A 25,692-nucleotide genomic window follows, 5' to 3' on the forward strand; every position below is an offset into this window, starting at 1 on the left:
GAAAGCGTATCCTTTGCGGATGCGGTATCTGAACCGAACCATGTTGCTGAGGTCATGGGCGGCGCTTGCGGCAGCGGTGGCCGCCTATTTCATCTGGCAATCCGTCAACAATGAGGGGCTCGCGGAAGGCTTCGCCAGCGGCAATGGGCGCATCGAGGCGGTGGAGATCGACATTGCCGCGAAGACGCCCGGCCGGGTGCAGGAAATGTTCGTGGACGAAGGCGATTTCGTTACCGCCGGCGAGATACTGGTCAAGCTCGGTACCGCCTCGCTGGAAGCGCAGCTTCGTCAGGCCGAAGCGCAGTTGCACCAGGCGGTGATTGGCGTCGAAAGCGTGAAAAGCCAGGTGGAGCAGCGGCAGGCGGAAAAAGCCGCCGCCACGGCGGTCGTCGCGCAGCGCCGTGCCGAGCTGGACGCCGCGCAGAGCCGGCTCAACCGCACCGAACAACTCACCTCCAAAGGCACGGCCTCGCGCCAGACGCTGGATGATGATCGCGCGCGCTTTCAAGCGGCGAAGGCGGCGGTTAGCGCCGCCGAAGCGCAGCTCGCCGCGTCGGATGCGGCCATCGCCACCGCGAAGTCGCAGGTCATCGGCGCCGAGGCGGAAGTAGAGGCCGGGCGCGCCACGATCGAGCGTCTCAAAGCCGACATAGAAGACGCCACCTTGCTCGCGCCGCGCGACGGACGCATCCAGTACCGGGTGACGCAGCCGGGCGAAGTCGTGGCGGCGGGCGGCAAGGTGCTGAACATGATCGACGTCAGCGACGTCTACATGACGTTCTTCCTGCCGACCGATGCGGCGGGCCGCGTCGCGCTCGGCGCGGAAGTTCATCTCGTGCTCGACGCCGCGCCCCAGTATGTCATTCCCGCGACAGCGACTTTCGTCGCCGACGTCGCGCAGTTCACGCCGAAGACGGTGGAGACGCTGGACGAGCGCGAGAAGCTCATGTTCCGCGTCAAGGCCTCCATCGACCCCGACCTTCTCCGCAAGCATATCCGCAACGTGAAGACGGGACTGCCCGGCATGGCCTATGTGCGCCTCGATCCGCGCGTCGAATGGCCGGCCGAGTTGCAGGTCAAGCTGCCCCAATGACGGCCCCTCCGGCCGTCGCGCGTCTTCGGGATGTCACGCTGCAATATGGCCGGCAATATGCACTGCGGAACGTCACGCTCGATATTCCCGAAGGCGGAATGGTCGGACTGATCGGCCCGGACGGGGTCGGCAAATCGAGCCTTCTCTCGCTCGTCGCCGGTGCCCGCGCGCTGCAGCAGGGAAGCCTTGAGGTTTTCGGCGGCGACATGCGCAAGCCCGATCATCGCCGTGCCATCGGCCCGCGCATCGCCTACATGCCGCAGGGCCTCGGCAAGAACCTCTATCCCACTCTGTCCGTCTTCGAGAATATCGATTTCTTCGGCCGTCTCTTCGGTCACGGTCGCGCGCAGCGTGAACGCCGGATTGCGGCACTTCTCGAAAGCACGGGCCTTGCGCCCTTCGCGGACCGCCCGGCGCAGAAACTTTCAGGCGGCATGAAGCAGAAGCTCAGCCTGTGCTGCGCGCTGATCCACGATCCGGATCTGCTTGTGCTCGACGAGCCCACCACGGGTGTCGATCCCTTGTCGCGCCGCCAGTTCTGGGAGCTGATCCAGCGTATCCGCGACGAGCGCCCGCAAATGAGCGTGGTCGTCGCAACCGCCTATATGGAGGAGGCGGACCGGTTCGACTGGCTGGCGGCGATGGATGCAGGGCAGGTGCTTGCGACGGGGACGCCTGCCGAGCTCCGCGCCCGAACCGGGGCCGCCTCGCTCGAAGCGGCCTTCATCGCGCTGCTGCCGGAAGAAAAGCGCCGCGAGCATCGCCCCGTGGACATTCCGCCACGCGATGCCTCGGCTGACGGCGAGATCGCTATCGAGGCACGCGGCCTCACCATGCGTTTCGGTGATTTCACGGCGGTCGACAATGTGAGTTTCCGGATCGAACGCGGCGAGATTTTCGGCTTCCTGGGCTCGAATGGCTGCGGCAAGACGACGACGATGAAGATGCTGACGGGCCTTCTGCCCGCGAGCGAGGGTCAGGCATGGCTGTTCGGCCAGCCGGTCGACAGTTACGGCATCGGCATCCGCCGCCGCGTCGGCTATATGTCGCAAGGCTTCTCGCTCTATACCGAACTCACGGTGCGGCAGAATCTCGAGCTTCACGCGCGGCTCTTCGATGTGCCCGCGAGTGATATCCCGTCGCGTATCGACGAGATGATATCGCGCTTCGGCCTTGCCGACGTCATCGATCTCCTGCCGGAGAAGTTGCCGCTCGGCCAGCGCCAGCGCCTCTCTCTTGCGGTTGCCATGATCCACCGGCCGGAAATGCTGATCCTCGACGAACCCACATCCGGCGTCGATCCGGTCGCGCGCGACAATTTCTGGCGCATGCTGGTGGAGCTTTCTCGGCGCGACAAGGTCACGATCTTCATTTCCACCCATTTCATGAACGAGGCGGAGCGCTGCGATCGCATATCGCTGATGCATGCCGGCCGCGTTCTCGTCAGCGACACGCCCGCGAACATCGTCGAAAGCCATGCCGCCGCCACGCTGGAAGATGCCTTTATCGCCTGCCTCAAGGAGGCTGGTGCCGGCGGCGAGGTCAGCGACGCACCGCTCGATCACGATATACTGGCGCAGGGCGAGGCGCAGGTGTCCGAGGAGAAGGCAACGCGACGCCGCTTCAGTCCAGGCCGCATGTTCAGCTACACGCGGCGCGAGGCGCTCGAACTGCAACGAGATCCGGTCCGTGCCACGCTCGCGCTGATCGGCAGTGTGATGTTGATGTTCGTGATCGGCTACGGCATCAATCTCGATGTCGAGGATATGAGTTTCGCCGTTCTCGACCGGGACCGCACGACGACAAGCCGCGACTACACGCTGAATATCGCGGGGTCGCGCTATTTCACGGAAGAACCCGAGATTGTCGACTATGCCGATCTGGACAGGCGTATGCGCGCGGGCAAGCTTTCTCTTGCCATCGAAATACCGCCGGATTTCGCGCGTGACATTGCACGAGGGCGGCAGGTCAAGATAGGTGCCTGGATCGACGGCGCCATGCCGACGCGCGCCGAGACGATTCAGGGCTATGTCGCGGGCATGCATTCGCAATGGCTGAGAATGAAGGCGGTGGAGGAGGGCATTCCGGTGACAAGCCTCGTCACCATCGAAACGCGCTTTCGTTACAATCCCGATGTGAAGAGCATCGTTGCGATGGTGCCTGCGGTGATACCGCTCCTCCTGATGTTGATCCCGGCCATGCTCGCCGCGCTCAGCGTCGTGCGCGAAAAGGAGCTCGGCTCCATCGTCAATCTCTATGTGACGCCGGTCACGCGGCTCGAGTTTCTGCTCGGCAAGCAGCTTCCCTATGTCGCGCTCGCCATGCTGAATTTCGTGCTGCTGGCTCTCTTCGCGGTCCTGTTCTTCGGCGTGCCGGTGAAGGGAAGCGTCCTCACGCTTACGGCGGCGACGTTTCTCTATGTCCTGTCCTCCACCGCCATGGGCCTCCTGATCTCGTCTCTCATGCGCAGCCAGATCGCCGCTATTTTCGGCACCGCGATCCTCACCATCCTGCCGGCCGCGCAATTCTCCGGCCTCATCGATCCCGTCTCCTCGCTCGAAGGTGTGGGGGCGCTGATCGGGCAGGTCTATCCGACGACGTATTACCTTACCATCGTGCGCGGCACCTTTTCCAAGGCGCTCGATTTCAGCGATCTGCAGGCTTCCTTCGTGCCGCTTCTCATCGCTGCTCCGGTGCTGATCTGTCTCAGTGCCTTGTTCCTGAAAAAGCAGGAGCGCTGAGCCATGCGTGTCGCCAATATATTCAATCTGGGCGTGAAGGAGCTTCGCAGCCTCGGCCGCGATCCGACCATGTTGTTGCTGATCGTCTATGCCTTCACGCTCGCCATTTACGCGGCGGCCACCGCCATGCCGGAAGCACTCAACAAGGCGGCTATAGCGATCGTCGACGAGGACCGCTCGCCGCTCTCGGCTCGCATCGTGGATGCTTTCTACCCGCCTTATTTCATCACCCCATCGCTGATCGATCAGGCCGAGATGGATGCGCGCATGGATTCAGGCCTCGACACATTTGCGCTCGACATCCCGCCCAATTTCCAGCGCGACGTGCTGGCGGGGCGCATTCCTGTCATCCAGCTCAATGTCGATGCGACGCGCATGACGCAGGCCTTCACCGGCAGCAGCTATATCCAGTCCATCGTGACGGGCGAGGTCACGAGCTTTGCCCGGCGCTACCGGGCGGATACGGAACTGCCCGTCGATCTCGAATTGCGCGCCCGCTTCAATCCGGAGCTCAACAAGTCCTGGTTCGGCTCCGTCATGGAGGTCATCAACAATGTGACGCTGCTCTCCATCGTGCTGACAGGGGCGGCGCTCATCCGCGAGCGCGAGCACGGCACCATCGAGCATCTCCTCGTCATGCCGGTCACGCCGTTCGAGATCATGACGGCCAAACTCTGGGCGATGGCACTGGTCGTGCTTACTGCCTGTGCGTTCTCGCTCATCTTTGTCGTGGAGGGATTTCTCTCCGTGCCGATCGAGGGTTCGATTGCGCTTTTTCTCGTGGGCGCGCTCTTCCATCTCTTCGCCACGACGTCGATGGGTATTTTCCTCGGCACCATCGCGCGCTCCATGCCCCAGTTCGGACTTCTCATCATCCTCATCCTGGTGCCGCTCGAAATGCTTTCGGGCGGCACGACGCCACGCGAAAGCATGCCGGATACCGTGCGCTATCTCATGCTCGCCGCGCCGACCACGCATTTCGTGATGTTGGCGCAGGCCATTCTCTATCGGGGCGCCGGCTTCTCCGTGGTCTGGCCGCAATTCCTGGCATTGGCGCTGATCGGCTCGGCGCTCTTCAGCTATGCGCTCGCCCGCTTCCGCTCCACGATCTCCACGATGACGTGAGCGGCGGCCCCGGTTCCGGCGCGTCGAAGGATGCGGCATCCGTCATCCCGTCGGTTGCATCGCCGCGAGCCCTTCTTCCGCGGTCACCAGGGGCATATCCGAGTTCGCTGCGGGCGCGCGCGATATTGAGCGTAAAGTCCTTGCCGATCAGGCGCAGCATCTGCCGTGTGATGGGGGGCTCGCCTCTCAGGCGGAAGAGGCGCCAGACGGCTCCCATGATACCGGCCATCGTCCAGGCCAGACCGAAAGCAACGGTGCGGTCCCCGGGCTCGACGCCGCGGCTGGCCAGGAGGTGCGAGAGGAACGCCTTGAGCGTCGTATCCGCGTCGTCCGAAACGAAATAGGCCTGACCTCCCTTGCCGTGATCGGCGGCGAGAATCACGGCATGGCAGAGATTCTCCACATGACATGTGGACATCGCCTGACTGCCGCCCGCCACCCATTGGAACTGGCCGGCCTTCACTGTCTCGACCATGTGGTCGAGCGCCGGCATGTCGGGGCCCCAGATAAAAGGCGGGCGGATTGCCACCGTCGTAAAGCCTTCGCGGCGTCCGTTGGCGGCAAGCACGATCTTCTCGGCTGCGGCCTTGGTTGCCGAGTAGGGGGCAAACCGCATGCGGTGCAGCGGAAGATCTTCGGTCGCCTGCATTTGCGGCTCCGGGCGTCCCATGACGACGGCGGCGGCGCTGACATAGACGACCCGGCGGACACCTGCGCGTTCGGCCGCGGCGATCACGTTGCGCGCGCCACCGACATTGATCGCGCGGAACACTCGCTTTGGTCCCCAGAGTTTGAAATGGGCGGCGACGTGAAAGACCGTGTCCACCCCATCCATGGCCCGCGCAAGCGCCGCTTTATCGGTGAGGTCGGCCTCTTTCGGTTCGGCCCCAAGTGCCTCGACGGCGGCGAGGCTTTGGGCCGACCGGCCGATGGCACGGACCCGCCAACCCTCGGAGATCAGCCGGGAAATGAGGTGCCCCCCGACGAAGCCTGATCCGCCGGTCACCAGGGCGATCCGGTGCGGGACTGTTTGCTCAGAAGTCATGTGCTTGCTCCGTGGTTGGACACAGGGAGCTTGGCAGAGCTGAGGGTGATACACAATACAAAATATGAAATATGTTACATGTTGCATTCTATTGAGCCGTTGCGTAAGAACTGATCCCATGGATACCGCCGAACCCAGCCAGCGCGATCGCATCCTGCAGGCCGCAACCGACCTGATCCGCCGCTTTGGCGAAGCGAAGACAAACGTGGTGGATATCGCCCAGGCCATGGGTCTGTCGCATTCGGCGATCTACCGGCATTTCCGGTCCAAGGCCGAAATTTTCGATGCGTTGGCTGAAGCGACGATGGCCGAGGAGGCGGTGCTTGCCGAAACCTTCGTCGAGGCCGATGGACCTGCTTCCGCCCGCCTGTTGGCGCTGGTTCTCGCACTCCACCAGAGCAAGTGTCGGAAATACGCTCAGGACGCCGAGATGCACGCGCTCTACCGGCGCATCCTGGAAGAGCGCCCCGACCTCGTTCTCGATTACGCGCAGAGGATGACGGGCCTCGTCCGCAGGATCATTGCCGACGGCGTGGAAAGGCGCGAGTTCGTCGTCGACGATCCGGATATTGCGGCAGGGGTCGTGCGCGACGCCGTTACCGTTTTCGTCCACCCGGCCCATGTCGAAGCTGCGGCGAAGGCGGGCATCGACATGGAATCCGGGCTGAGGAACTTGATGAAGGTGATCCTGCGCGGCCTGTCGTCAAGCTGGCCTGAGGAGCGTGCGGCGCCGCGTTGAGTGTCCGCCGTCCGTCAGCGGCTGAAACTTCCAGAACAAAAACGCCGCCCCCGGATTTCTCCGGGGACGGCTCATTTTGTTTCGCACCTGAGGTGCAGCGTTACTTCTTCAGGTCGAAGCGGTCGGCGTTCATGACCTTCGTCCAGGCGGCCACGAAGTCCTTCACGAACTTTTCCTTCGCGTCGTCCTGCGCATAGACTTCCGAATAGGCGCGCAGGATCGAGTTCGAGCCGAAGACGAGGTCGACGCGGGTTGCCGTCCACTTCGTCTTGCCTGTCTTGCGGTCGCGCACGTCGTAGTGGCCGCCATTCTTCACCCAGCTATTGCCCATGTCGGTCAGGTTGACGAAGAAGTCGTTCGTCAGCGCGCCTTCGCGGTCGGTGAAGACGCCGTGCCTGGTGCCGCCATGGTTCGTACCCATGACGCGCATGCCGCCGACAAGGACCGTCATCTCGGGACCGGTGAGCCCCATCAGCTGCGTGCGGTCGAGCATCAACTCTTCCGGCGGCAACTCGTAGTCCCGCTTCAGGAAGTTGCGATAGGCATCGGCGAGCGGCTCCAACGCCTCGAAGCTCTCCGCGTCCGTCTGCTCGGCGCTCGCGTCGCCGCGTCCCGGTGCAAAGGGCACGGCAATGTCGAAGCCCGCTGCCTTTGCCGCCTGTTCGACGCCGACATTGCCCGCGAGCACGATGACATCGGCGAGGCTCGCGCCCGTTGCCTTGGCGATCGGTTCGAGCATGGAGAGCACCTTCTTCAGGCGCTCCGGCTCGTTGCCTACCCAGTCCTTCTGGGGGGCGAGGCGGATGCGGGCGCCGTTCGCGCCGCCGCGCATGTCGGAGCCGCGATAGGTGCGGGCGCTGTCCCATGCGGTCGAGACCAGCTCGGAGACGGAAAGGCCCGAGGCCGCGATCTTTGCCTTCACCGCGCCGACGTCGTAGCTCGTATTGCCGGCGGGGATGGGGTCCTGCCAGATCAGGTCTTCTGCCGGCACTTCCGGTCCGACATAGCGGACCTTCGGGCCCATGTCGCGATGGGTGAGCTTGAACCAGGCCCGCGCGAAGGTGTCCTTGAAATATTCCGGGTCCTTGCGGAACCGCTCGCAGATTTCGCGGTAGATCGGGTCCACCTTCATCGCCATGTCGGCATCGGTCATGATCGGCATGCGGCGGATCGAGGGATCCTCCACATCGACCGGCATGTCTTCTTCCTTGATGTCGATGGGCTGCCACTGCCAGGCGCCGGCGGGGCTCTTCTTCAGCTCCCATTCATGGCCGAACAGCATGTCGAAATAGCCCATGTCGAAGGTAGTCGGCTTGCTCGTCCAGGCGCCTTCGAGGCCGCTCGTCACCGTATCGCGGCCGACGCCCCGGGTCTTGTGGTTCACCCAACCAAAGCCCTGTTCCTCGATGTCGGCGGCCTCGGGCGGCGCGCTGAGATTGGATTCGAGCCCGTTGCCATGGGCCTTGCCGACGGTGTGGCCGCCGGCGGTGAGCGCCGCCGTCTCCTCGTCGTTCATCGCCATGCGCTTGAAGGTCACGCGCACGTCATGCGCGGATTTCAGCGGATCGGGTTTGCCGTCGCGGCCCTGCGGGTTGACATAGATGAGGCCCATATGGACGGCGCCCAGCGGCGCTTCGAGCGATTCCGGGTCTTCCTCGTTCGCGTAGCGGAGCACGCTTTCCGCCAGCCACTCCTTCTCGGAGCCCCAATAGACGTCCTTCTCCGGGTGCCAGATGTCCTCGCGCCCGAAGGCGAAGCCGAAGGTCTTCAGCCCCATGGATTCATAGGCGACGTTCCCGGCAAGGATGTAGAGGTCGGCCCAGCTCAGCTTGTTGCCGTACTTCTTCTTGATCGGCCAGAGCAGGCGCCGCGCCTTGTCGAGATTGCCATTGTCCGGCCAGGAGTTGAGGGGCGCGAAACGCTGGTTGCCGGTGCCGCCGCCGCCGCGGCCGTCGAACAGCCGGTAAGAGCCTGCCGAATGCCAGGCCATGCGGATCATCAAGCCGCCATAGTGGCCCCAGTCGGCCGGCCACCAGTCCTGGCTGTCCGTCATCAGCGCCTGAAGATCCTTTTTCAGCGCCGCGACGTCGAGCTTCTTCAGTTCTTCGCGATAGTCGAAGTCCTTGCCCATCGGGTTGGGCTTGGTGTCGTGCTGATGGAGAATGTCGAGGTTCAGCGCATTGGGCCACCACTCCGTAACCGAGCGTTCGGCGGTGGTCATCGAGCCATGCATCACTGGACACTTGCCGCTTGTTGACGTGTTCATCTGCCAATCTCCTGTGCGTCGGTAATCCGGATTATGTCGCTCTCCGGCCCTTACATTAGAATTACAATTAAAAACTACCAGCTTGGGGCCAGAATGCAACCCTATTCGGAACCGACAAAAAAAGCCCCCGGCGAGGGGGCTTTTCGGTGTCCGGTTTAGGGGCCGCGTTTAACCGGCCTTCTTCCTGAAGCCCATGTTGAAGCTGATGGAAACCCGCGATTCCTCGCTGCGGTTCGGCTGCACCGAATGCTGCAGCCAGCCGGGGAAGATCAGCAGCAGCCCTTCCTTGCCCTTGTATTCCATCGCTTGCGTGTTCGCGCGCGTGCGCTCCTTCACCGGAAAGGTGCTCATCACCCGTTCGCGCACCGGATCGTAGAATTCGATATTGCCGCAAAGCGGCGGCACCTTCGCGTAATAGGCGCCCGACAGGATCGAGTTCGGGTGCACATGCGCCTTGTTGAAGTCGCCCGGGCCGTTCCGGTTCAGCCACATCTCCTGGAAAATCAGTTCGAAGCGGTCGAAGTCGAACGACAGATGCGTCGCGCAGCCGGCACAGGCATTGCCGATGATGCGCCTGATCTCGCTCAGTTCCGGCCGCAGGTGAAGGTCGGCGGCGCTGTGCCAGCCGCCCACATTGGAGCGCGTGATGGCGCGGTCGTTCGCCTCCAGTTCCTCCAGAACGGACAGAATATGCGCGTTGATGCGCTCATGATCCGGCACATGCCGCGACCATACCGGCGCCGGAAACCAGGTTTCGGGGGCAAAGCCCGGGCGCTTTTCCTGTGCGGGCGCGGGCTTTCCCGCCTTCGCCTGCACCTCCTTCAACGCGCCTTTCCGCGGCGCGCTCATGGCCTTGCTCCCTTTTCGATAGCTGCGGAAATGGAGCCAATAGAAGTCGAGAATCTTCGCGTGCCCATGCTGCAATGTGTCCTGTTGCAAGCGGTTGCATCCGGCGCGGCGCCGTCCTCTCGATTCTTATGCCGATGCGGCCGCCGGGCGGCGGTGTTTCATATCCAAACAGGAAGCAATTTTTCAGAGGAGATGCAGGTGGGGACGGACAAGCCGGAAAAGAAAGCGACGAAGCAGAAAGCATCCGCGAAGCCGGAAGAAAAGGCGCCGGAAAAGCAAGGCGTGCAGATTTCCTGTTCGCGCGGCCTCAGCTCATGGATGGAGCGCACCAATCTCAGCTTTGGTTTCACCTCCTATCAGAGCGGCAGGCTCTATCTGATCGGCCGCCTGCCAAAGGGCCGCGTCAGCTTTCACGAGCGTCACTTCCTTCATGCGATGGGCGTCGCCGCCACGCCGCAGCGTCTCTATCTCGCCACGCAGTATCAGATATGGCGGCTGGAAAACGTGCTTCGCCCCGGCCAGCTATCCGACGGGTTCGATCGCAACTTCGTGCCGCGCAACGCGCAGACGACAGGCGATCTCGACGCGCATGAAATCGGCGTCGAGAAAAGCGGCCGCGTCATTTTCGTCAACACTAAATATTCCTGCCTCTCCGCCTTCAGCCTGACGCACAGCTTCAAGCCCTTGTGGAAGCCACCCTTCATTTCCCGCCTCGCGCCGGAAGACAGGTGCCATTTGAACGGGCTGGCGATGGAGGAGGGCGAGGCCGCCTACGTCACCGCCGTCTGCAAGAGCGACATCATCACCGGCTGGCGCGACAGGCGTGCTTCCGGCGGTTGCATCATGGATGTGCGCAGCAATGCGATGGTGACGGAGGACCTCTCCATGCCGCATTCGCCGCGTGTCCATAATGGCCAGCTCTGGGTGCTCGACAGCGGGCGCGGCCGGCTTTGCCGCGTCGACAGGCAGACCGGAAAGCCGGAGCCCGTCGCCTTCCTCCCCGGCTTTGCACGCGGCCTCGCGTTCCACGGGCATTACGCGTTGATCGGATTGTCCCTGCCGCGCGACGGCAGCTTCTCCGGCCTTGAGCTCGACAGCGAACTGGCGAAGCGCGACGCGGAGCCATGGTGCGGTGTGCAGGTCGTGGATCTGCGAAATGGCGACATCGTGGAGTGGATCAGGCTCAGCGGCGATGTGCGCGAACTCTTCGATGTCTTCGTGCTGCCGGGCGTCAAATGCCCGAAGGCGACAGGGCTCCTCGACGGTTCGATCCGCAGCGAGATCTCCATCGAAAACGGCGCGCCCGCCATCGCCCGCGAAGAAAAGCCCGTAGCCGTCGCGGCGGCGGGCGCGTGATTCCGGTGCGCGGGCGGTTCTTTTTCCCGCCGCCCGCGCAAACGGATTCATCCGCTTCCAGTGCCAGATTGAATCAATCGTAACGAGTCGCTAACCGCTCTGCTGGCGCCGCTTCCGTCTTTTCCGCGGAAAGCATGGGTTAGCGCAGGACGCCGCAGAAAACGTCTCGTTTTCTCTCCGGTTTGGCATAAAACATCGCGCCTTTTTGGCTGCAACTCCGGTGGAGCGTTTTCCGGCCCACGCGCAGTCTGTGCCCCGAATTATATCTCCTTGGGGGCTCCACATGACGACGCGACATTCGAAAAACATCACCGGCACAACCGGCGCCATCGACAGCAGCCTGCTCGGTTCCGCCTACAGCTATTATGGCGGCGTCGTGCAAACGGCCCATTCATCCGGCAAGACGGCGAGCGGCGTAAAACGCGTCTTCGCCGCCGCCATGCTGTCCGGCGCTTCGGTGCTTGCGGTCGGCATAGCGGGCACGGGAAATGCGGCGGCGGGAACTTGCGTCGGCCCGATCAACGAAACCTATACCTGCGCCGGCACGTTCGACGACACGATCGAATATGATTCCGGCGTCGACGACGTCACGCTGGTGCTGGGGCCCGGCTCCTTCATCGACACGACGGAGAACACCTCCGAGCACGATCACGACAATGCCGGCATCGTCGTTGTCGGTGAAAGCGATATGGCCATCGTCAATAACGGCTCGATCTTCACCGGCGACAATACGACCTGGGTCGAGACCGATGAGGAGTACGGCTACTACGCCTATCTCGGCGACGGACATCACGGTATTGCCGCCTATTCGAATTGGGACGACGCGGCTGTAGAGAACACCGCGTTCGGCACCATCGTTACCACGTCGTCCGAGTCGCATGGCATGGTCGCCGAAGCCCTGGAAGGGTCCGCGTCGGCGGACAATGCAGGCCTCATCGGGACGAGCGGCGAAGACTCCCACGGCATCTCCGCTACCGCGAAATACAGTGTCGATGTCGTGAACAGCGGCACGATCACGACAGACGGTACCTATTCCCACGGTATTTGGGCCGCGCTCGACAGCGAATACGGCTATGGCAGCTTCGGCGGCATTATTGAAATTTCCAATAGCGGCAGCATCGAAACCTCCGGCGAAAGTGCGAGCGGTATTTCGGCGAATGCTGAAGAGGGTGATGTCGAGATCGCGAACAGCGGTTCGATCGTCACCGAAGGTGATGAAGCGCTCGGCATCTGGGCCCATGGCGACGATGTGGATGTCGTCAATACGGCAGACGGCTCCATCGTGACCTATGGAGCAGACGCTCACGGCGTCTACATCTTCGGCGACACCGTCTCGCTCTCCAATGCGGGCACGATTGAGACCTATGGCGAGGACGCCCATGCAGTGGTCGCCTATTCCGGCGGCATCGACACCACCACAATCGTCAATACCGGCCTGATCCAGGCGACCGGCGAGGAAGCGGATGCAATCCGCGCCAGCGGCCCGACGGTGCGCATTACAAACGATGTCATCGAGGAAGACGAAGAAGTCGTCGATTATGGCGTCATCCGGTCGGAAGACGGCGCCGCCATTCATGTCACTGAAGCGGACGATGCGCGCCTCTACAATAATGGCGCCATCTACGGCAATGTGAGCATCGAGACCGACGAATACGGCTATGCCGTCAATACGGGGTCGATCTCCTCCGATCGCAAGTGGAAAGCGGCTCTCGCCATCGATGCCGAGGAAGGCGATGTCGTCGTCGTCAATGATGGCGACATCGAAGCCTCCGGCCGCAAGGCCAAGGGCGTCGAGCTCGAAGGCTATGACGTCACTCTCACGAATACCGGCAGCATCGAGACCTGGGGGAGCGACGGCCATGCTGTCGATCTCGAAGGCGATGAAGAATATGGCGAGGTAACGCTCAACAATTCCGGCTTGATCCAGGCGTCGGGCGAAGAGGCGGATGCCGTCCGCGCCTCGGGCGAAACGGTCCGCATCACCAACCAGGCGGTTCTGGTTCCGGGTGAGACGGATGCCTATGACACGACGATTTACGGCATCATCCGCTCGGAAGACGGCGCCGCCATTCGCGTCGACGAGAGCGACGTCGTCTATGTCGTCAATGACGGTTTCATCTACAGCAATATCAGCATCGAAGCCGATGATTACGCCTATGTGAGCAATGCCGGATCGGTCTCCTCCGATCGCAGGTGGAAGGCGGCTGTCTCGGCCGATGTCGAGGAAGGAAATGCCGTTATCGTCAATGATGGCGAGATCGTCACCACGGCGTCGCGCGCCGCGGGCATCGAGGTCGATGTCGAGCTGGGCGATGCCTATGTCGTCAACAGCGGTACGATCACGACAGGGTCCCTTGAAGAGGGCGAGCCGGAAGGCGGCTGGCGCTCGCATGGCATCGACGTCTTCGCCGAGGATACCGTTCTCGTTCTCAATACGGGCGATGTGACGACCTATGGCCACAAGGCGAAGGGTATCAGGATCGAGACGCAGGAAGGCACGGCAGCCGGCGTCAATTCAGGCACCATCGACACCTGGGGCGAAGATTCCACAGGTCTCATCGTAACCGCCACCAGCCGGGAACATTACGACGGCTACAGCTACTTCGATATTTCGGGCATCGCGCTCGCCGGCAATATCGGTTCCGTCGAAACGCGGGGCGACGATGCCATGGGCGTCGTGGCCGTCGCGGAGGGTAATTTCGCGGCAGCCCTTAACGTGCTGGGCGGATCGATCTCGACATCGGGCGACGATGCCCACGGTCTGGTCGCGGTGTCCGGCTTCGAAAGCGTCGAAGATGCGCTCGAAGGCAGCGAATACAGCGAAGGCGGCGAAGGCAGCTACGCCATCGCCGTGAACGGCTTGCCGCCGCAGCTCCTTGCCGGCTTCAGCGGGATCGGAACCGAAATGGGCTCCGGCGTCCTGGGCGAGATTGCGGATGTGCTGGCGGAAGCTCTTCCCGAAGGCGAATATGATCCCGCGGATTTCCGTTCCACCATCGTCACCACAGGCGACGGCGCTATCGGTGTCCTCGCGGTATCGAGCAATGGCGGCGCTGTCGCCGGTAACCTCTATGGCGACGTCGTTACGGGCGTCCTCCATGAGGAGGGCTACTCGGTGGGTGGCGATCACGCCTATGGCGTTGCCGCGATGTCGGTTGACGAGGGCGGTGCGATCGCTTTCAACGCGTACAACGCGTCCATCGTCACCAACGGCGCCTATGCGCATGGTCTTCTCGCGATCAGCGAAGACGGCGATGCCATGGCGATGAACAAATACGCATCGAGCATCGTCACCAACGGCCTCGGCGCGGTCGGTATCCGCGTCTGGACGGATGGCGAAAGCGACGAGTACAGCTCCGCCGATGCCCTTGTCTGGAATGTCGGTTCCTCGGTCACCACTTACGGCCAGGGCGCCCAGGGCATCGTCGCCTTCTCGGAAGAGGGCGATGTTACTGTGGCCAATGCGCCGATGACGATTGGCGAAGGGGAGGATGAGGAAATCCTCGCCGGCCTGATCGAGACCCATGGCGATGAAGCCGATGGCATCTGGGCTTCCGGCGAGAGCGATGTCGATGTCTATAACAGCGGCTCCATCATCACCCATGGTGAAGGTGCCAATGGCATCTCTGCTTCCGGGGATGAGGTCGACATAGACAATAGCGGCACCATCCAGACGAGCGGCGACGAGGCTTTCGGCGTCGATATGCGAGGCTGGTCCGTCTCGCTCGACAATTCCGGCACGATCTCGACATCCGGCAAATATGCCCATGCCGTTGTCGGGGACTCCTATAGCGATCTGACGACGACCGTCTACAACTCCGGCACCATCGAGGCGACGGGCAAATATGCCAATGCCGTCCGCGTTTCCGGCCCGACGGTTCATGTCACCAACACGGAAGACGGCGTCATCTCGTCCGGCGACGTGGCGATCTACGCCTTCGAGACCAAATATGCCTCGATCGCGAACCATGGCGAGGTCGAAGGCAGCATCCATGTCTCGGCCTACGATTATGAGGACTTTGCCTCCACCTATATCGTCAACACCGGCAGCGTGTCGGGCGACATCGACACGTCATTCGGCGAGAGCGACGACATCATCATCGTCGATGGCGGCACGGTCGGCGGCGCCATCTTCACCGGTGACGGCGAAGACGAGGTGACGATCTCCGGCACCGGCGTCTCCATCGCCAAGGGTATTCATGGCGACGGCGAAGGCGACCTGCATGTCCTCTTCGAACAGGACGATACCGTCACCTTCAGCGACGGCATCGAAGGCTATGCCATCTCGAATGCCCATTTTGTCGGCTTCTCCAGCGGCACCACGGTCTTCGACGGCGTGAACATCCACACCGAGGAAGGCGAAATCCTGGTCGGCGAGGATGCAACGCTCGCCACCACGATCGAGAACGCCTTCGCTTTCGCGGACGAAACGTCGGTCCTCGGCCGCCTCAAGGTCGTCGCTGGCAGCAGCTTCGGCTTCTCGGGCGATGTTGTCTTCGACGAGGGCGGCACCTTCGAAACGGGCCTCACCGGCGATGGTGCCGGCGTCGTCACGGGCGACACGGTTCGCTTCGCCAGCGGCTCGACCATTCATGTGGATGCCGGAGCAGGCTTCACTGAGACGGTCGGCAGCGATTTCCTGATCGCCTCTTCAGAGAGCGAGAGCGGCGTCACCGATGACGGTGCGTCCGTCACCGACAACCTCATCCTCTTCAAGTTCCTGAAGGTGATGAACGGCGATGTGGTGAGCGAAGGGGCGGCCGACGAACTCTTCCTCAGGATCGAGGTGGAGGAAACCGCGTTCGATCTCGAAACGGAAGCCAAGGGAACCGGCAACCTTCTCAGCGTCGCCTCCGCGCTCGACGTCTATATCGAGACGCAGCCGCTCGACAACCCGCTCGTGCAGTATCTGCTGCAGTTCGAAACGGAAGAAGAGCAGCTCGCCGCTCTCCTCAAGGTCATCAAGGATACGGTGCCCGACGAGAGCAACGCTTCGGCCGGCGCCACCATCGCCTCGACCGATCTCATCTACGACATGATCATGGACCGTCTCAGCGGTGGCGGCTTCGTGGTCGCGGATGGCGGCATGACGGGCCTCTCCGCCGGTGACGCGGTTCTCGGCGGCGACGGCAACTGGGCGCTCTGGGGCCGGGTCGGCGGCTCCAAGGCCTCCTTCACGCCAAGCGGCGTCAACGGCTTCGACGCCGATAGCTGGGGCGTCAGCCTCGGCCTCGACGGCGAAGTGGCGCCCGCGCTCAGGCTCGGCTTCGGCGGCTTCTACATCGCCTCCGACGTTGAGGAAAACGGCGCCGGTGCAAACTCGACCAACGACATCGCCGGCTACGGCTTCACCACCTATATGAGCTGGCGTCCGGGGGCCTGGTATGTGAACGGCGCGCTCGGCTACGGCATGAACACCTATGACAGCCGGCGGACATCGCTCGGCAGCGTCAATACGGCCGATTACGACGGTACGCAGTTCGTCGCCCGCGCCGAAGCCGGTTACATGATCGTCTCCGGCCAGTGGGATCTCACCCCCAATGTCGGCCTGCGCTACAACAGGGTGGATATCGACGGCTACGCCGAAACGGGTCCGCTGCCGATCAGCGTCAACTCGCAGACGGTGGACTCGCTCCGTGCGGTGGCAGGCGTCAATGCCCGCTACACCATGCCGCTCGATGGCGGCGGCAAGCTCATCCCCGAGTTCGGCGTCAAGCTCCTCGGCGAGCTCGCGGATCCCGATGGCGCCATTACCGGCCAGATCGTCGGCGGCGGCGTCTTCGTCACGCAAACGACCCCGCGCGACGACATCTCCTACGGCGTCGGTACCGGCATCACCTACGAAGCCTCCGACAAGTTCAGCATTCGCGTCACCTATGATGGCGAATTCCAGAGCGACTACGACGAACAGGCACTCTCGGCGGCGATCCGCTGGGCGTTCTGACCTCCTGAAGAAGACGACCCTCGCACACTAACCTCCTCAAACTTGTGGCGCCCCGGAAATTTCCGGGGCGCCATTTTCTTTCGGCCTTTGCTGCGGAGAGCTGAAGGTCAGCGCGGCAGTTCGGCGTAGGTGAGCGGCTGTCCGGTCGCGAGGTCGACACAGGGCGCCGGGCCGCTCGTGCTGGCGCGGCAGAGGAAGAGCGTGCCGTCGCGTTCGATCCAGACGCCGCCTTGCGGATTGGCGACGATGCCGCGTCCGGGCGCGGTGAGCGCCGTCACCACAATGGCGATGGCGACAAGCGTTCCCGCCGCGAGCACGGCATAGGAACGGTGGAGGCTGCTGCTGTCCTCGCGGGAGCCGATGGTGACGTTGCTCATACTGCTTTCTTTCCTGTTTTCGATTGTTCGTTTTCTGCGTGCAGGCGGACGGGATAACCCTCCGTCAGCGGCAGGTGGTTGAACCAGACGACGCGCACCTGAAAGCCTTCCGGCGTATAGCCGATCAGGGTCAGGCCCGATTCGCCGATGGGGTAATGGCCGAGTTTCGGCGACTGGTAGATCGCCGCCATGCCGGCGAGGCCCGCCTGCGGATGGGCGATCGACCATTCCTCCAGCAGGTCCCGGCACCGCGATGCAAGGCCGATGGCAACGTCCTGCTGCTCATAGTCTGGCCGCGTGAAGACGCGCAGAAAGCCGAAGCGCTTGTTGCGGAGCGGCGGATAGGGGCGGATGTCGATTGTCGACACGCCGATCATCCTGTCGCCGTCAAAAGCGGCGCAGCAGATTTCCTTCGCCCGCGCCTCGGGCGTAACGCCATGCGGCAGCGCGCCATATTCGTGCCACAGCGCCGCCGCCGCCGCCTCGAGGGCGGTGTCGTTCTTCTTCCAGCCCGGTGCATACCGGATGTTGTTCATGATGAGCCCTTCCCCTGGTTGCAATGCATGCCGCAACGGCGCCGACTCGAATATCGGCCGTTGCAGCGGGTTGCATTATCCGGGGAAGGGCCATGCGGCCGCGAGCGGGGATCGAACCCTTTTGGATGGATCGCCGTTCGCGGCGCGGCATCAGCCCTTGTTCGGGTGTCTGATCGCTTCGATCAGGTCCATGGGCAGCGGGAAGACGATGGTGTTGGTGCGGTCGCCGGCTATGTCGTGCAGCGCCGAAAAATAGCGAAGCTGCATCGCGCGCGGATCGCCGGCGAGAATGCGTCCCGCCTCCACCAGCTTTTCGGCCGCCTGCTGCTCGCCTTCCGAGTTGATGATCTTGGCGCGGCGGATACGTTCGGCTTCCGCCTGCTTCGCAATGGCGCGGATCATGCTCTCGTCGATATCGACATGCTTGATCTCGACATTCGCCACCTTGATGCCCCAGGCATCCGTCTGCTCGTCGAGGATCGACTGAATGTCGGCGTTCAGCTTGTCGCGTTCGGCCAGCATTTCGTCGAGTTCGTGCTTGCCGAGCACGGAACGCAGCGTCGTCTGCGCCAGCTGGCTCGTCGCCGTGAGGTAATCCTCGACATTCAGGATCGCCTTTTGCGGATCGACGATGCGGAAGTAAAGCACCGCGTTCACTTTCACCGACACATTGTCGCGCGAGATCACGTCCTGCGTCGGCACGTCCTCGACAAAGGTACGCAAATCCACCCGTACCATCTGCTGGATAATCGGAATGAGGATGATGAGCCCCGGCCCCTTCACATTGGTAAAGCGGCCCAGTGTGAAGACGACGCCGCGTTCATATTCCCGGAGCACCCGGATCGCGGAGAACAGGAAGGCGATAATGAGGATCGCCGGCAGGAGGTAAAATGTCAGTCCCATGATCTTTCCTTTGCGTTCGGCCTCGATATTTCTTCTTCTCCACCCTCCCGCAGGGGGAGGGTGGGGCATTCTTCGCACCGTCAGCCGCGCGCTTCGCTCACGACAAGCGTCAGCCCGTCCATCTCCTCGACGCGCACCAGGCTCTGCGGCGCAAGGCTCAGCGGTCCCCGCGCGTGCCAGCGTTCGCCATGCACGTGAACCCAGCCTTCGCCCTCCGCCCATTCGAGCACGCGCGCCTCGGCGCCCGTCATCTCTTCCTTCCCCGTCACCACGGGGCGGCCCATGGCGCGCAGCGCATAGCCGATGATGACGGCGATGAGGATGGCGCTCGCAATGCCGGTGCCGCCGATGGTCCACCAGGAAAGCTGGAATTCCGGGCTGTCGCTGTCGATGAGGATGGCCGAGCCGAAAATGAAGGCGATGAGGCCGCCCGCGCCCAAGGCGCCGAAGGCGGGTGTGAAGGCCTCCGCCGCCATAAGCCCGATGCCGAGCAGGATGAGCGCCAGCCCCGCATAATCGAGCGGCAATTCATTGAGCGCGTAAAGCCCGAGCAGCAGGCAGATCGCGCCGAGAATGCCGGGGCCGATGGAGCCGGGATTGGAGAGTTCGAAAATAATGCCGTAAACGCCGATCATCATCAGCAGGAAGGCGACATTCGGATTGCTGATGATGGCGAGCACCTGGGTCATGAAGCCCGGTTCGACATGCTCGATTTGCGCGCCCGCGGTGCGGAGCGTTCTCGGCCCCGCCGCCGTTTCCGTCTCGCGGCCGTCCATTTGCGCCAGCAGATCGTCGAGGTCGGTGGCGACGATCTCGACCACGCCTTGTTCCAGCGCCGCGCGCGCGCCAATGCTCACGCCTTCGCGCACCGCTTCCTCCGCCCATTCGGCGTTCCGTCCGTGGCGTTCGGCAAGGCCGGTGATCAGCGCCACGGCGTCGTTCGTCGCCTTCTTCGCCAGCGCCTGGTCGTTCGAGGGCGCGGGCTTTTCCGCGCCGTCCTCCGGCGTCTCTTCCGGTGCGCCGGGCATGCCGCCGCCGCCCATGGAAACAGGCGTCGCCGCGCCGATATTCGTCCCCGGCGCCATCGCCGCCACATTCGTCGCATAGACGATATAGGTGCCGGCGCTCGCCGCATGTCCGCCCGCCGGCCAGACATAGCCGGCGACAGGCACTTCGGATGCGAGAATGTCGGAGACGATGTCGCGCGTCGAACTGACAAGCCCGCCCGGCGTGTCGATGCGGATGATGAGCACATCCGCCTCGCGCTCTTCCGCCGCCTCGATCGCATCCGAAATCTGCTTCGCCGTCGCCGGGCCGATAGCGCCCGTCACGGTCGCGACGATGGCAAGCGGCGCCTCCGCTTCCGCCGCAGCGGGCTCGACCGCGTCCTGTCCGGCAAGCGGCAGCGCCGCGCCGCAGATCGCGAGAAGCGTGAAGAAGAAAAGACGCAACCGGAGAGGCATGGCACTCCTTCCCGGATTGTCTCCGGCTTTGTTTTCGTCGCTCTCCCCAGTCTGCCAAAGCACGGCCGCAATAGCCATGCTTTCCGGCTGCGGTGCTTTGCTTCTGAAAATGGGCCGCAAATCAAGAATAGAAGTGTCATCCCGGCGAAAGCCGGGACCCATTGGTTCCCTCGGCAAGAACTGTGGTGTGGGGCGATTGCGCTGGGACAGAACTGAAAAGCTGTCAAAGCGATTTCGCGTGGATTGGGTCCCGGCTTTCGCCGGGATGACATCTGGTTTGTGGCTGAAGGGACGGAGGCTCCGCCGCCCTTGCCGCGCCGCGCAATCGCTCCATCTCCCTCCGCATCCAGAGAAACGGCAAGAGGAGATCGCCATGTCCGAACATGTCTACAAGGTCGTCGAAATCGTCGGCTCATCGCCGAAAGGCATCGAGGATGCGATTTCGAATGCGGTTGAAAAAGCGGGCAAGAGTCTCCGCGAGTTGCGCTGGTTTGAAGTGGTCGAAACGCGCGGCCATATCGAAGGCAGCAAGGTTGGGCATTACCAGGTGAAGCTCAAAGTCGCCTTCACGCTGGAGTGAGCCTCCATGCGCCCGGCATCGGGGTGCCGGGCGCCGATCTCTTCCTCTATTATTGTTGCGTTTTGCAATATTCGTTAGTTTTCACTCTGTGTAGATAAATGAAATTCAGTTTTCCGTTTCGTGGACGGGAATCAATATAATTTTCCTCCTTGTAAATACTTGTTTCTTTCCCATTTATAGTACGCGGCGCCTTCTTTCCGGCGGCCGCCTGAAAGGCTCCCCCTCATGATCAGGTATCAGTCGAACCCCGTGCAGCCCATGCCCGAACCCGCCGCAAAGCCGGCTCCTGCCCCCGCTCCGGCGGAAAAGGCGCCGGTGCTGGCGGAGGATATGGACAAGCGCGACTGTGAAAAGCTCGGTCCGGTCATTCTCGACGCGTGAGCCTTCGGCCGGGGGCGGGACTTGTCCTGTTTCCGGCCTTTCAATTTTCTATGGAAACTTTTCCCCTCACCGGCGTTTAACTTCTGCCCGCTTCCCTCCGAGGCGGGTTTCGGCACGCGCGGTCACTCCGGCAGGGCAGGTCCTTCCGGAGGCAATCCTGAAGGAAATCCCATATGCCTCTTCTCAATTTGATCGTGATCCTGATTGTGATCGGCGTGCTGCTTTGGCTCGTCAACACCTACATCCCAATGGACAGCAAGATCAAAAGCATCCTGAACATCGTGGTCGTCGTGGCGGTGGTGATCTGGCTGCTTCAGGTCTTCGGCCTGCTCGGCTCGCTGAACGGCATCACCGTCGGCTAGCGAAAACCATTCTTCCAAGGCGCTCAGTCTTCGGCCGCGCCGATCAGGCTGAGCGCCTCCCGGTATTTCCTCGCCTTCTCTTCCCGCGTTTCTTCCGGTTCATGTTCCAGCACGGCGGCAAGGTTGTCGCGAAGGTCGGCGATCTTTACCGGCCGCGCCAGCGCGTTCGCCGCGGCGCGTTTCGCGAAATCGAGATAGGCCTCGCCGTCCCGCCGCGTCAGCGCATCGACAGCGGCCACCGTCTCCGCATCGCAGCCTTCCGATGCCAGCCGCTCGAAGCTCCAGCCCTCCACATGCTCGACCACATCATGCAGCGCCGCGACAATGCGCTCCTTCCCGCCGCGCACCGCCAGCACGACGCGCATCACATGCAGCATGTAAGCCTCGCCCGACTTGCTGTCGGTCTCGTCCCGATGCGCGGCCGCGGCCAGCGCAATGGCTTTCCCGAGCGTCATGGTCATCTTTTCGCATCCTTCCGCAACTTTCCGCGCTTCTGCCAGAACGCGCCCGCGCGCCCTTCGTTCAACCTCGCGCGGGCGTCCGGCTTTCGCTACTCTCCCTTCACAACAAAATATGCAGAGGGAGAGAGACGATGGAACCGATCCGCAAGCTCAGCCGCTCGATCGCGGGCAAGGTGGCGCTGGTCACGGGCGCAGCGAGCGGCATGGGCCGCGCCACCGCGCATATCTTCGCGGGCGAGGGCGCGAAAGTCGCCGTGCTGGATCTGAAGCACGATCGTGTCGATGCCGTCGTCGCCGAGATCAAGGCCGAGGGCGGCGAGGCGCATGGCTGGGCGCTCGATGTCGCCGACGCCGAAGGGATCGTCCGTGTCGTGAAGGAAGTGGAGGCGCATTTCGGCGGCCTCGATATTCTCGTCAACAATGCCGGCCTCTCGACCTTCCGCGGCATTTCCGAGCCCGATTATGAAGATGTCTGGACCCTGGCGCTCGACGTGATGCTGACCGCGCATATGCGTTTCGTGCGTGCGGCGCTGCCGTCGCTGAAGAAATCGGGCGAGGGCCGCATCGTCAACATCGCTTCCACCGAAGGCTTCGGCGCGACGCCCGGCAACTCCACCTATGTCGCCGCCAAGCATGGCGTCATCGGCCTCACCCGCGCGCTCGCCGTCGAGCTTGGCCGCGAGGGCGTCACGGTCAACTGCATCTGCCCCGGTCCGATCCGCACCGGCATCACCTCGGAGATACCGGACGAACATAAAGAGATCTTCGCCAAGCGCCGCGTGCCGCTCCGCCGCTATGGCTTCCCGGAAGAAGTCGCGCATATGACGCTCAGCCTCGTCCTCCCCGCCGCCTCCTACCTCAACGGCGTCGCCATTCCCGTCGATGGCGGCATGCTGGTGAAGAACGCTTGAAGTGGAATTTTTAAACTGTCTTTGCCGGGCTTGACCCGGCAATCCAGTAGCCGCGCAAGCGGCGTCCTTCTTCGGAAAACTCTTCTGCGGAGGTTTTCTGGACCCCCGGGTCAAGCCCGGGGGTGACGAGTTGGTGGAGGGGCATAACAATTTTTATTCAGGGCGATGTAAGAAATTTATCCCCGCCCGGGGATAAGCAGCAGCGTCACGCTCCGCCCGCTTTATCCCCACGGGGGATAAGCCGGCTCACCGGCAAAATCATCCGTCCACAGATCGAACCTTCACCCGGGCATAAACCGTTTATGACAGTTCAATAACAGTTCGATGACAGTCAGCGCGTCCGCGCGAGGAATTCACCCGCGCCAAGGCCCGCCGCGCGGCCTGTCGCAAGGCACGCTGTCAGCAGGTAACCCCCTGTAGGCGCTTCCCAATCCAGCATTTCGCCTGCCGCGAAAAGGCCAGGGACAGACGTCATATAATCCGTACCAAGATCATCAAGCGCAATGCCGCCCGCACTCGAGATGGCTTCGGCGATCGGTCGCGGGGCGGTCAGCACCAGCTCCAAGTGCTTGATACGCTTCATCAATTGCGTCGGATCCCAGGGCAGGTCCGGTCCCGCCTCGCGCAGAAGTGCCGCCTTCACACCCTCTATCCCCGCCACTTTCCGCAGGAAATTCGCCATCGAGCTTTTGCCCTGCGGCCGTTCCAGCTCGCGCACAAGCCGCGCCTCGTCGCGGTCCGGCGCGAGGTCGATTTTCAGTAAAGCCTTGCCATTGCTCGCGATTTCGTCGCGAAGCGGGCCCGACAGCGCATAGACGGCGCTGCCCTCCACCCCCGTCTCCGTCACCACGAAGTCGCCTTTGATCCGTGTACCGCCGAATTCGAGCGCAACGGACTTCACGGGGTGGCCTGCGAAGCGCGTCTTCAGGTGCTCGCTCCAGCTCACCTCGAAGCCGCAATTGGCGGGCTTCAACTCATTGATGCGTATGCCTTTTTCGGCGAGCAGCCTGGTCCATCCGCCGTCCGATCCGAGCCTCGGCCAGCTCGCCCCGCCCAGTGCCAGCACAGTCGCCGCCGGTGTGAACAGGCGTTCGCCGTCCGGCGTCTCGAAGACGAGCGCGCCGTCATCCGTCCATCCGCGCCATTTGTGTTTCGTGTGAAAGGTAACGCCCGCGCGGCCAAGTCTTTGAATCCACGCGCGTAACAGCGGCGAGGCCTTCATCTGGCGCGGGAAGATGCGGTGCGAGCTGCCCTCGAAAGTCTCGATGCCGAGCCCCGCCGCCCAGTCGCGCACATCCTGCGGCGTGAAGGCTTCGAGTGCCGTCCGCAGCTTTTCGCGCGCATCGCCGAAGCGATTGATAAAGCTCGCGAATTCCTCTCCATGCGTGATGTTGAGGCCGCTCTTCCCGGCCAGCAGAAACTTCCGCGCCAGCGAGGGCATGGCGTCGAAGACATGCACCTCCGCCTGTTCGCTCAGCATTTCAGCCGCCATAAGCCCTGCGGGTCCGCCGCCGATAATGGCGGCAAGGGGCTTCGCGCCGTCGATTTTTTCAGGAGATGCGTTCACGCGCGCAAGCTATCATCGGGCATGAACGAAATCAGCAAATCATTGAAAACATGACCGAAATTTACGTCGATGCGGATGCCTGCCCGGTCAAGGACGAGGCGGTGAAGGTCGCCGAGCGGCATGGGCTCACCGTCCATATCGTCAGCAATAGCGGCATGCGGCCGACCGGCCATCCGCTGGTGAAGCAGGTCGTGGTGCCCGCCGGGCCGGATGTCGCGGATGACTGGATCGCCGAGCGGGCAGGGCCGCAAGACATTGTAATCACTGGCGATATTCCGCTTGCCGCCCGCGCGCTGGAGAAGGGCGCCGCCGCGCTCGGTCATGATGGACGGCCCTTCACGCAGGACAGTATCGGCATGGCGCTCGCCATGCGCGACCTGATGCGGGAGCTGCGTGAGACGGGTCAGTCGAAGGGCGGCGGTCCTGCCTTTTCGAAGGAGGACCGCTCGCGTTTTCTGCGTTCGCTGGAAGACACGGTGCAGGCGATCAGGCGGCGCCCGCCGCCTTGAACAGCATCGCAACGCCGTTCATGCAATAGCGTTTTCCGGTTGGCGGCGGGCCATCGTCGAAGACATGGCCGAGATGTCCGCCGCAGCGGCGGCAATGGACTTCCGTCCGCGTGATGAAGAGCGAGCGGTCTTCAGAGGTGCCGATGGAATTGTCGAGCGGCGCATAGAAGCTCGGCCATCCGGTGCCGCTTTCATATTTCGTTTCCGAGCTGAAGACCGGCAGGTCGCAGCCCGCGCAAGTGTATGTGCCGGCTCGCTTTTCCTTGTTGAGCGGGCTCGTTCCGGCGCGCTCGGTGCCATGCTCGCGCAGCACGTAATATTGCTCCGGCGTCAGCGCCGCCTTCCATTCATCCGCGGTCTTCGTCACCTCGAAGCTACCGTTTTCACTGGCGTTTCCATTGCCGCCGCGCGCCATCAGCCCTGCCGCTGCAAGAACGCCCGCAATCGCCGTGCTGCCGAAAAACATGCGTCGTGACATCATTTC

21 protein-coding genes are annotated in these 25,692 nt (G+C 62.8%); 11 read left to right on the forward strand and 10 right to left on the reverse strand.

Translation table 11 applies throughout. From position 1 onward, the window contains the following. Nucleotides 1–19: 19 nt before the first annotated feature. The 3 genes from PLAV_RS07615 to PLAV_RS07625 are packed head-to-tail and all read left to right on the forward strand — an operon-like array spanning nt 20 to nt 4,959. On the forward strand, nt 20–1,093 hold the full coding sequence (locus PLAV_RS07615) for an HlyD family secretion protein (RefSeq protein ID WP_012110406.1): 1,074 nt from the start codon (nt 20–22) through the stop codon (nt 1,091–1,093). Next, on the forward strand, nt 1,090–3,834 hold the full coding sequence (gene rbbA / locus PLAV_RS07620; protein WP_012110407.1) for a ribosome-associated ATPase/putative transporter RbbA: 2,745 nt from the start codon (nt 1,090–1,092) through the stop codon (nt 3,832–3,834). Before PLAV_RS07615 ends, rbbA begins: the two co-directional genes overlap by 4 nt. A 3-nt stretch (nt 3,835–3,837) precedes the next feature. Beyond that, complete coding sequence (locus tag PLAV_RS07625) at nt 3,838–4,959, forward strand: ABC transporter permease (RefSeq protein ID WP_012110410.1); 1,122 nt, start codon at nt 3,838–3,840, stop codon at nt 4,957–4,959. Here PLAV_RS07625 and PLAV_RS07630 read toward each other — a convergent pair. Further along, the gene (locus PLAV_RS07630; protein ID WP_012110411.1) at nt 4,910–6,004 is read right to left on the reverse strand and encodes an NAD-dependent epimerase/dehydratase family protein; all 1,095 of its coding nucleotides are present in this window, start codon (nt 6,002–6,004) and stop codon (nt 4,910–4,912) included. The genes PLAV_RS07625 and PLAV_RS07630 overlap by 50 nt on opposite strands. Before the next feature lie 118 nt (nt 6,005–6,122). Here PLAV_RS07630 and PLAV_RS07635 point away from each other — a divergent pair, with 118 nt between their 5' ends. After that, the gene (locus PLAV_RS07635; RefSeq protein ID WP_041535903.1) at nt 6,123–6,743 is read left to right on the forward strand and encodes a TetR/AcrR family transcriptional regulator; all 621 of its coding nucleotides are present in this window, start codon (nt 6,123–6,125) and stop codon (nt 6,741–6,743) included. A gap of 100 nt (nt 6,744–6,843) precedes the next feature. Here PLAV_RS07635 and katG read toward each other — a convergent pair whose 3' ends face one another. Together katG and PLAV_RS18835 are read right to left on the reverse strand one after the other, a co-directional pair. After that, complete coding sequence (katG, locus tag PLAV_RS07640; protein WP_012110413.1) at nt 6,844–9,009, reverse strand: catalase/peroxidase HPI; 2,166 nt, start codon at nt 9,007–9,009, stop codon at nt 6,844–6,846. 168 nt (nt 9,010–9,177) lie between these two features. Next, nucleotides 9,178–9,858, reverse strand: a complete 681-nt coding sequence (locus tag PLAV_RS18835) for a TIGR02466 family protein (RefSeq protein ID WP_012110414.1) — start codon at nt 9,856–9,858, stop codon at nt 9,178–9,180. A 192-nt stretch (nt 9,859–10,050) separates the two neighbouring features. Between PLAV_RS18835 and PLAV_RS07650 the strand changes: the two genes are divergently transcribed. Next, complete coding sequence (locus PLAV_RS07650) at nt 10,051–11,214, forward strand: TIGR03032 family protein (protein ID WP_012110415.1); 1,164 nt, start codon at nt 10,051–10,053, stop codon at nt 11,212–11,214. Nucleotides 11,215–11,497: 283 nt separating this feature from the next. Next, nucleotides 11,498–17,158, forward strand: coding sequence for an autotransporter outer membrane beta-barrel domain-containing protein (locus tag PLAV_RS07655; protein ID WP_012110416.1), 5,661 nt, complete (start codon nt 11,498–11,500; stop codon nt 17,156–17,158). Between the two features lie 107 nt (nt 17,159–17,265). On the opposite strand, the gene PLAV_RS07660 is transcribed toward PLAV_RS07655, so the two are convergent. The 4 genes from PLAV_RS07660 to PLAV_RS07675 form a co-directional block, all read right to left on the reverse strand. Then, entirely contained in the window at nt 17,266–17,535 is a 270-nt protein-coding gene (locus PLAV_RS07660) for a hypothetical protein (RefSeq protein ID WP_012110417.1), read from the reverse strand. Next, nucleotides 17,532–18,071 carry a hypothetical protein gene (locus tag PLAV_RS07665; RefSeq protein ID WP_012110418.1) on the reverse strand — a complete coding sequence of 180 codons (540 nt, stop codon included), beginning with the start codon at nt 18,069–18,071 and terminating at the stop codon, nt 17,532–17,534. The genes PLAV_RS07660 and PLAV_RS07665 overlap by 4 nt, the downstream gene beginning before the upstream one ends. Before the next feature lie 150 nt (nt 18,072–18,221). Continuing rightward, nucleotides 18,222–18,974, reverse strand: coding sequence for a slipin family protein (locus tag PLAV_RS07670; RefSeq protein ID WP_041535904.1), 753 nt, complete (start codon nt 18,972–18,974; stop codon nt 18,222–18,224). A gap of 80 nt (nt 18,975–19,054) precedes the next feature. Continuing rightward, nucleotides 19,055–20,437: an NfeD family protein gene (locus PLAV_RS07675; RefSeq protein WP_143710187.1), complete on the reverse strand. Its 1,383-nt coding sequence runs from the start codon at nt 20,435–20,437 to the stop codon at nt 19,055–19,057. Nucleotides 20,438–20,810: 373 nt separating this feature from the next. On the opposite strand from PLAV_RS07675, the gene PLAV_RS07680 reads away from it, so the two are divergent. From PLAV_RS07680 to PLAV_RS07685, 3 genes are all read left to right on the forward strand, one after another. Next, nucleotides 20,811–21,017 (forward strand): dodecin, encoded by a 207-nt coding sequence (locus tag PLAV_RS07680; RefSeq protein ID WP_012110421.1) that lies wholly within the window; start codon nt 20,811–20,813, stop codon nt 21,015–21,017. 225 nt (nt 21,018–21,242) lie between these two features. Then, complete coding sequence (locus PLAV_RS19645; protein ID WP_168713180.1) at nt 21,243–21,398, forward strand: hypothetical protein; 156 nt, start codon at nt 21,243–21,245, stop codon at nt 21,396–21,398. 173 nt (nt 21,399–21,571) lie between these two features. Next, a complete protein-coding gene (locus tag PLAV_RS07685; protein WP_012110422.1) occupies nt 21,572–21,760 on the forward strand; it encodes a Thivi_2564 family membrane protein in 189 nt (62 codons plus the stop codon). A 23-nt stretch (nt 21,761–21,783) separates the two neighbouring features. Here PLAV_RS07685 and PLAV_RS07690 read toward each other — a convergent pair whose 3' ends face one another. Then, complete coding sequence (locus tag PLAV_RS07690) at nt 21,784–22,221, reverse strand: metal dependent phosphohydrolase, HD region (protein WP_012110423.1); 438 nt, start codon at nt 22,219–22,221, stop codon at nt 21,784–21,786. A 131-nt stretch (nt 22,222–22,352) separates the two neighbouring features. Between PLAV_RS07690 and PLAV_RS07695 the strand changes: the two genes are divergently transcribed. Beyond that, a complete protein-coding gene (locus PLAV_RS07695; RefSeq protein ID WP_012110424.1) occupies nt 22,353–23,132 on the forward strand; it encodes an SDR family NAD(P)-dependent oxidoreductase in 780 nt (259 codons plus the stop codon). 331 nt (nt 23,133–23,463) lie between these two features. Here the strand turns inward: PLAV_RS07695 and PLAV_RS07700 are convergent, their stop codons facing one another. Further along, nucleotides 23,464–24,699 carry a BaiN/RdsA family NAD(P)/FAD-dependent oxidoreductase gene (locus PLAV_RS07700; RefSeq protein ID WP_012110425.1) on the reverse strand — a complete coding sequence of 412 codons (1,236 nt, stop codon included), beginning with the start codon at nt 24,697–24,699 and terminating at the stop codon, nt 23,464–23,466. Nucleotides 24,700–24,749: 50 nt separating this feature from the next. Here PLAV_RS07700 and PLAV_RS07705 point away from each other — a divergent pair, with 50 nt between their 5' ends. Beyond that, a complete protein-coding gene (locus PLAV_RS07705) occupies nt 24,750–25,208 on the forward strand; it encodes a YaiI/YqxD family protein (protein WP_012110426.1) in 459 nt (152 codons plus the stop codon). Here the strand turns inward: PLAV_RS07705 and msrB are convergent. After that, nucleotides 25,186–25,689, reverse strand: a complete 504-nt coding sequence (msrB, locus tag PLAV_RS07710; protein WP_012110427.1) for a peptide-methionine (R)-S-oxide reductase MsrB — start codon at nt 25,687–25,689, stop codon at nt 25,186–25,188. The genes PLAV_RS07705 and msrB overlap by 23 nt on opposite strands. Nucleotides 25,690–25,692: the final 3 nt, after the last annotated feature.

The sequence above is a fragment of the Parvibaculum lavamentivorans DS-1 genome, assembly GCF_000017565.1.
Taxonomy (GTDB): Bacteria; Pseudomonadota; Alphaproteobacteria; order Parvibaculales; family Parvibaculaceae; genus Parvibaculum; species Parvibaculum lavamentivorans.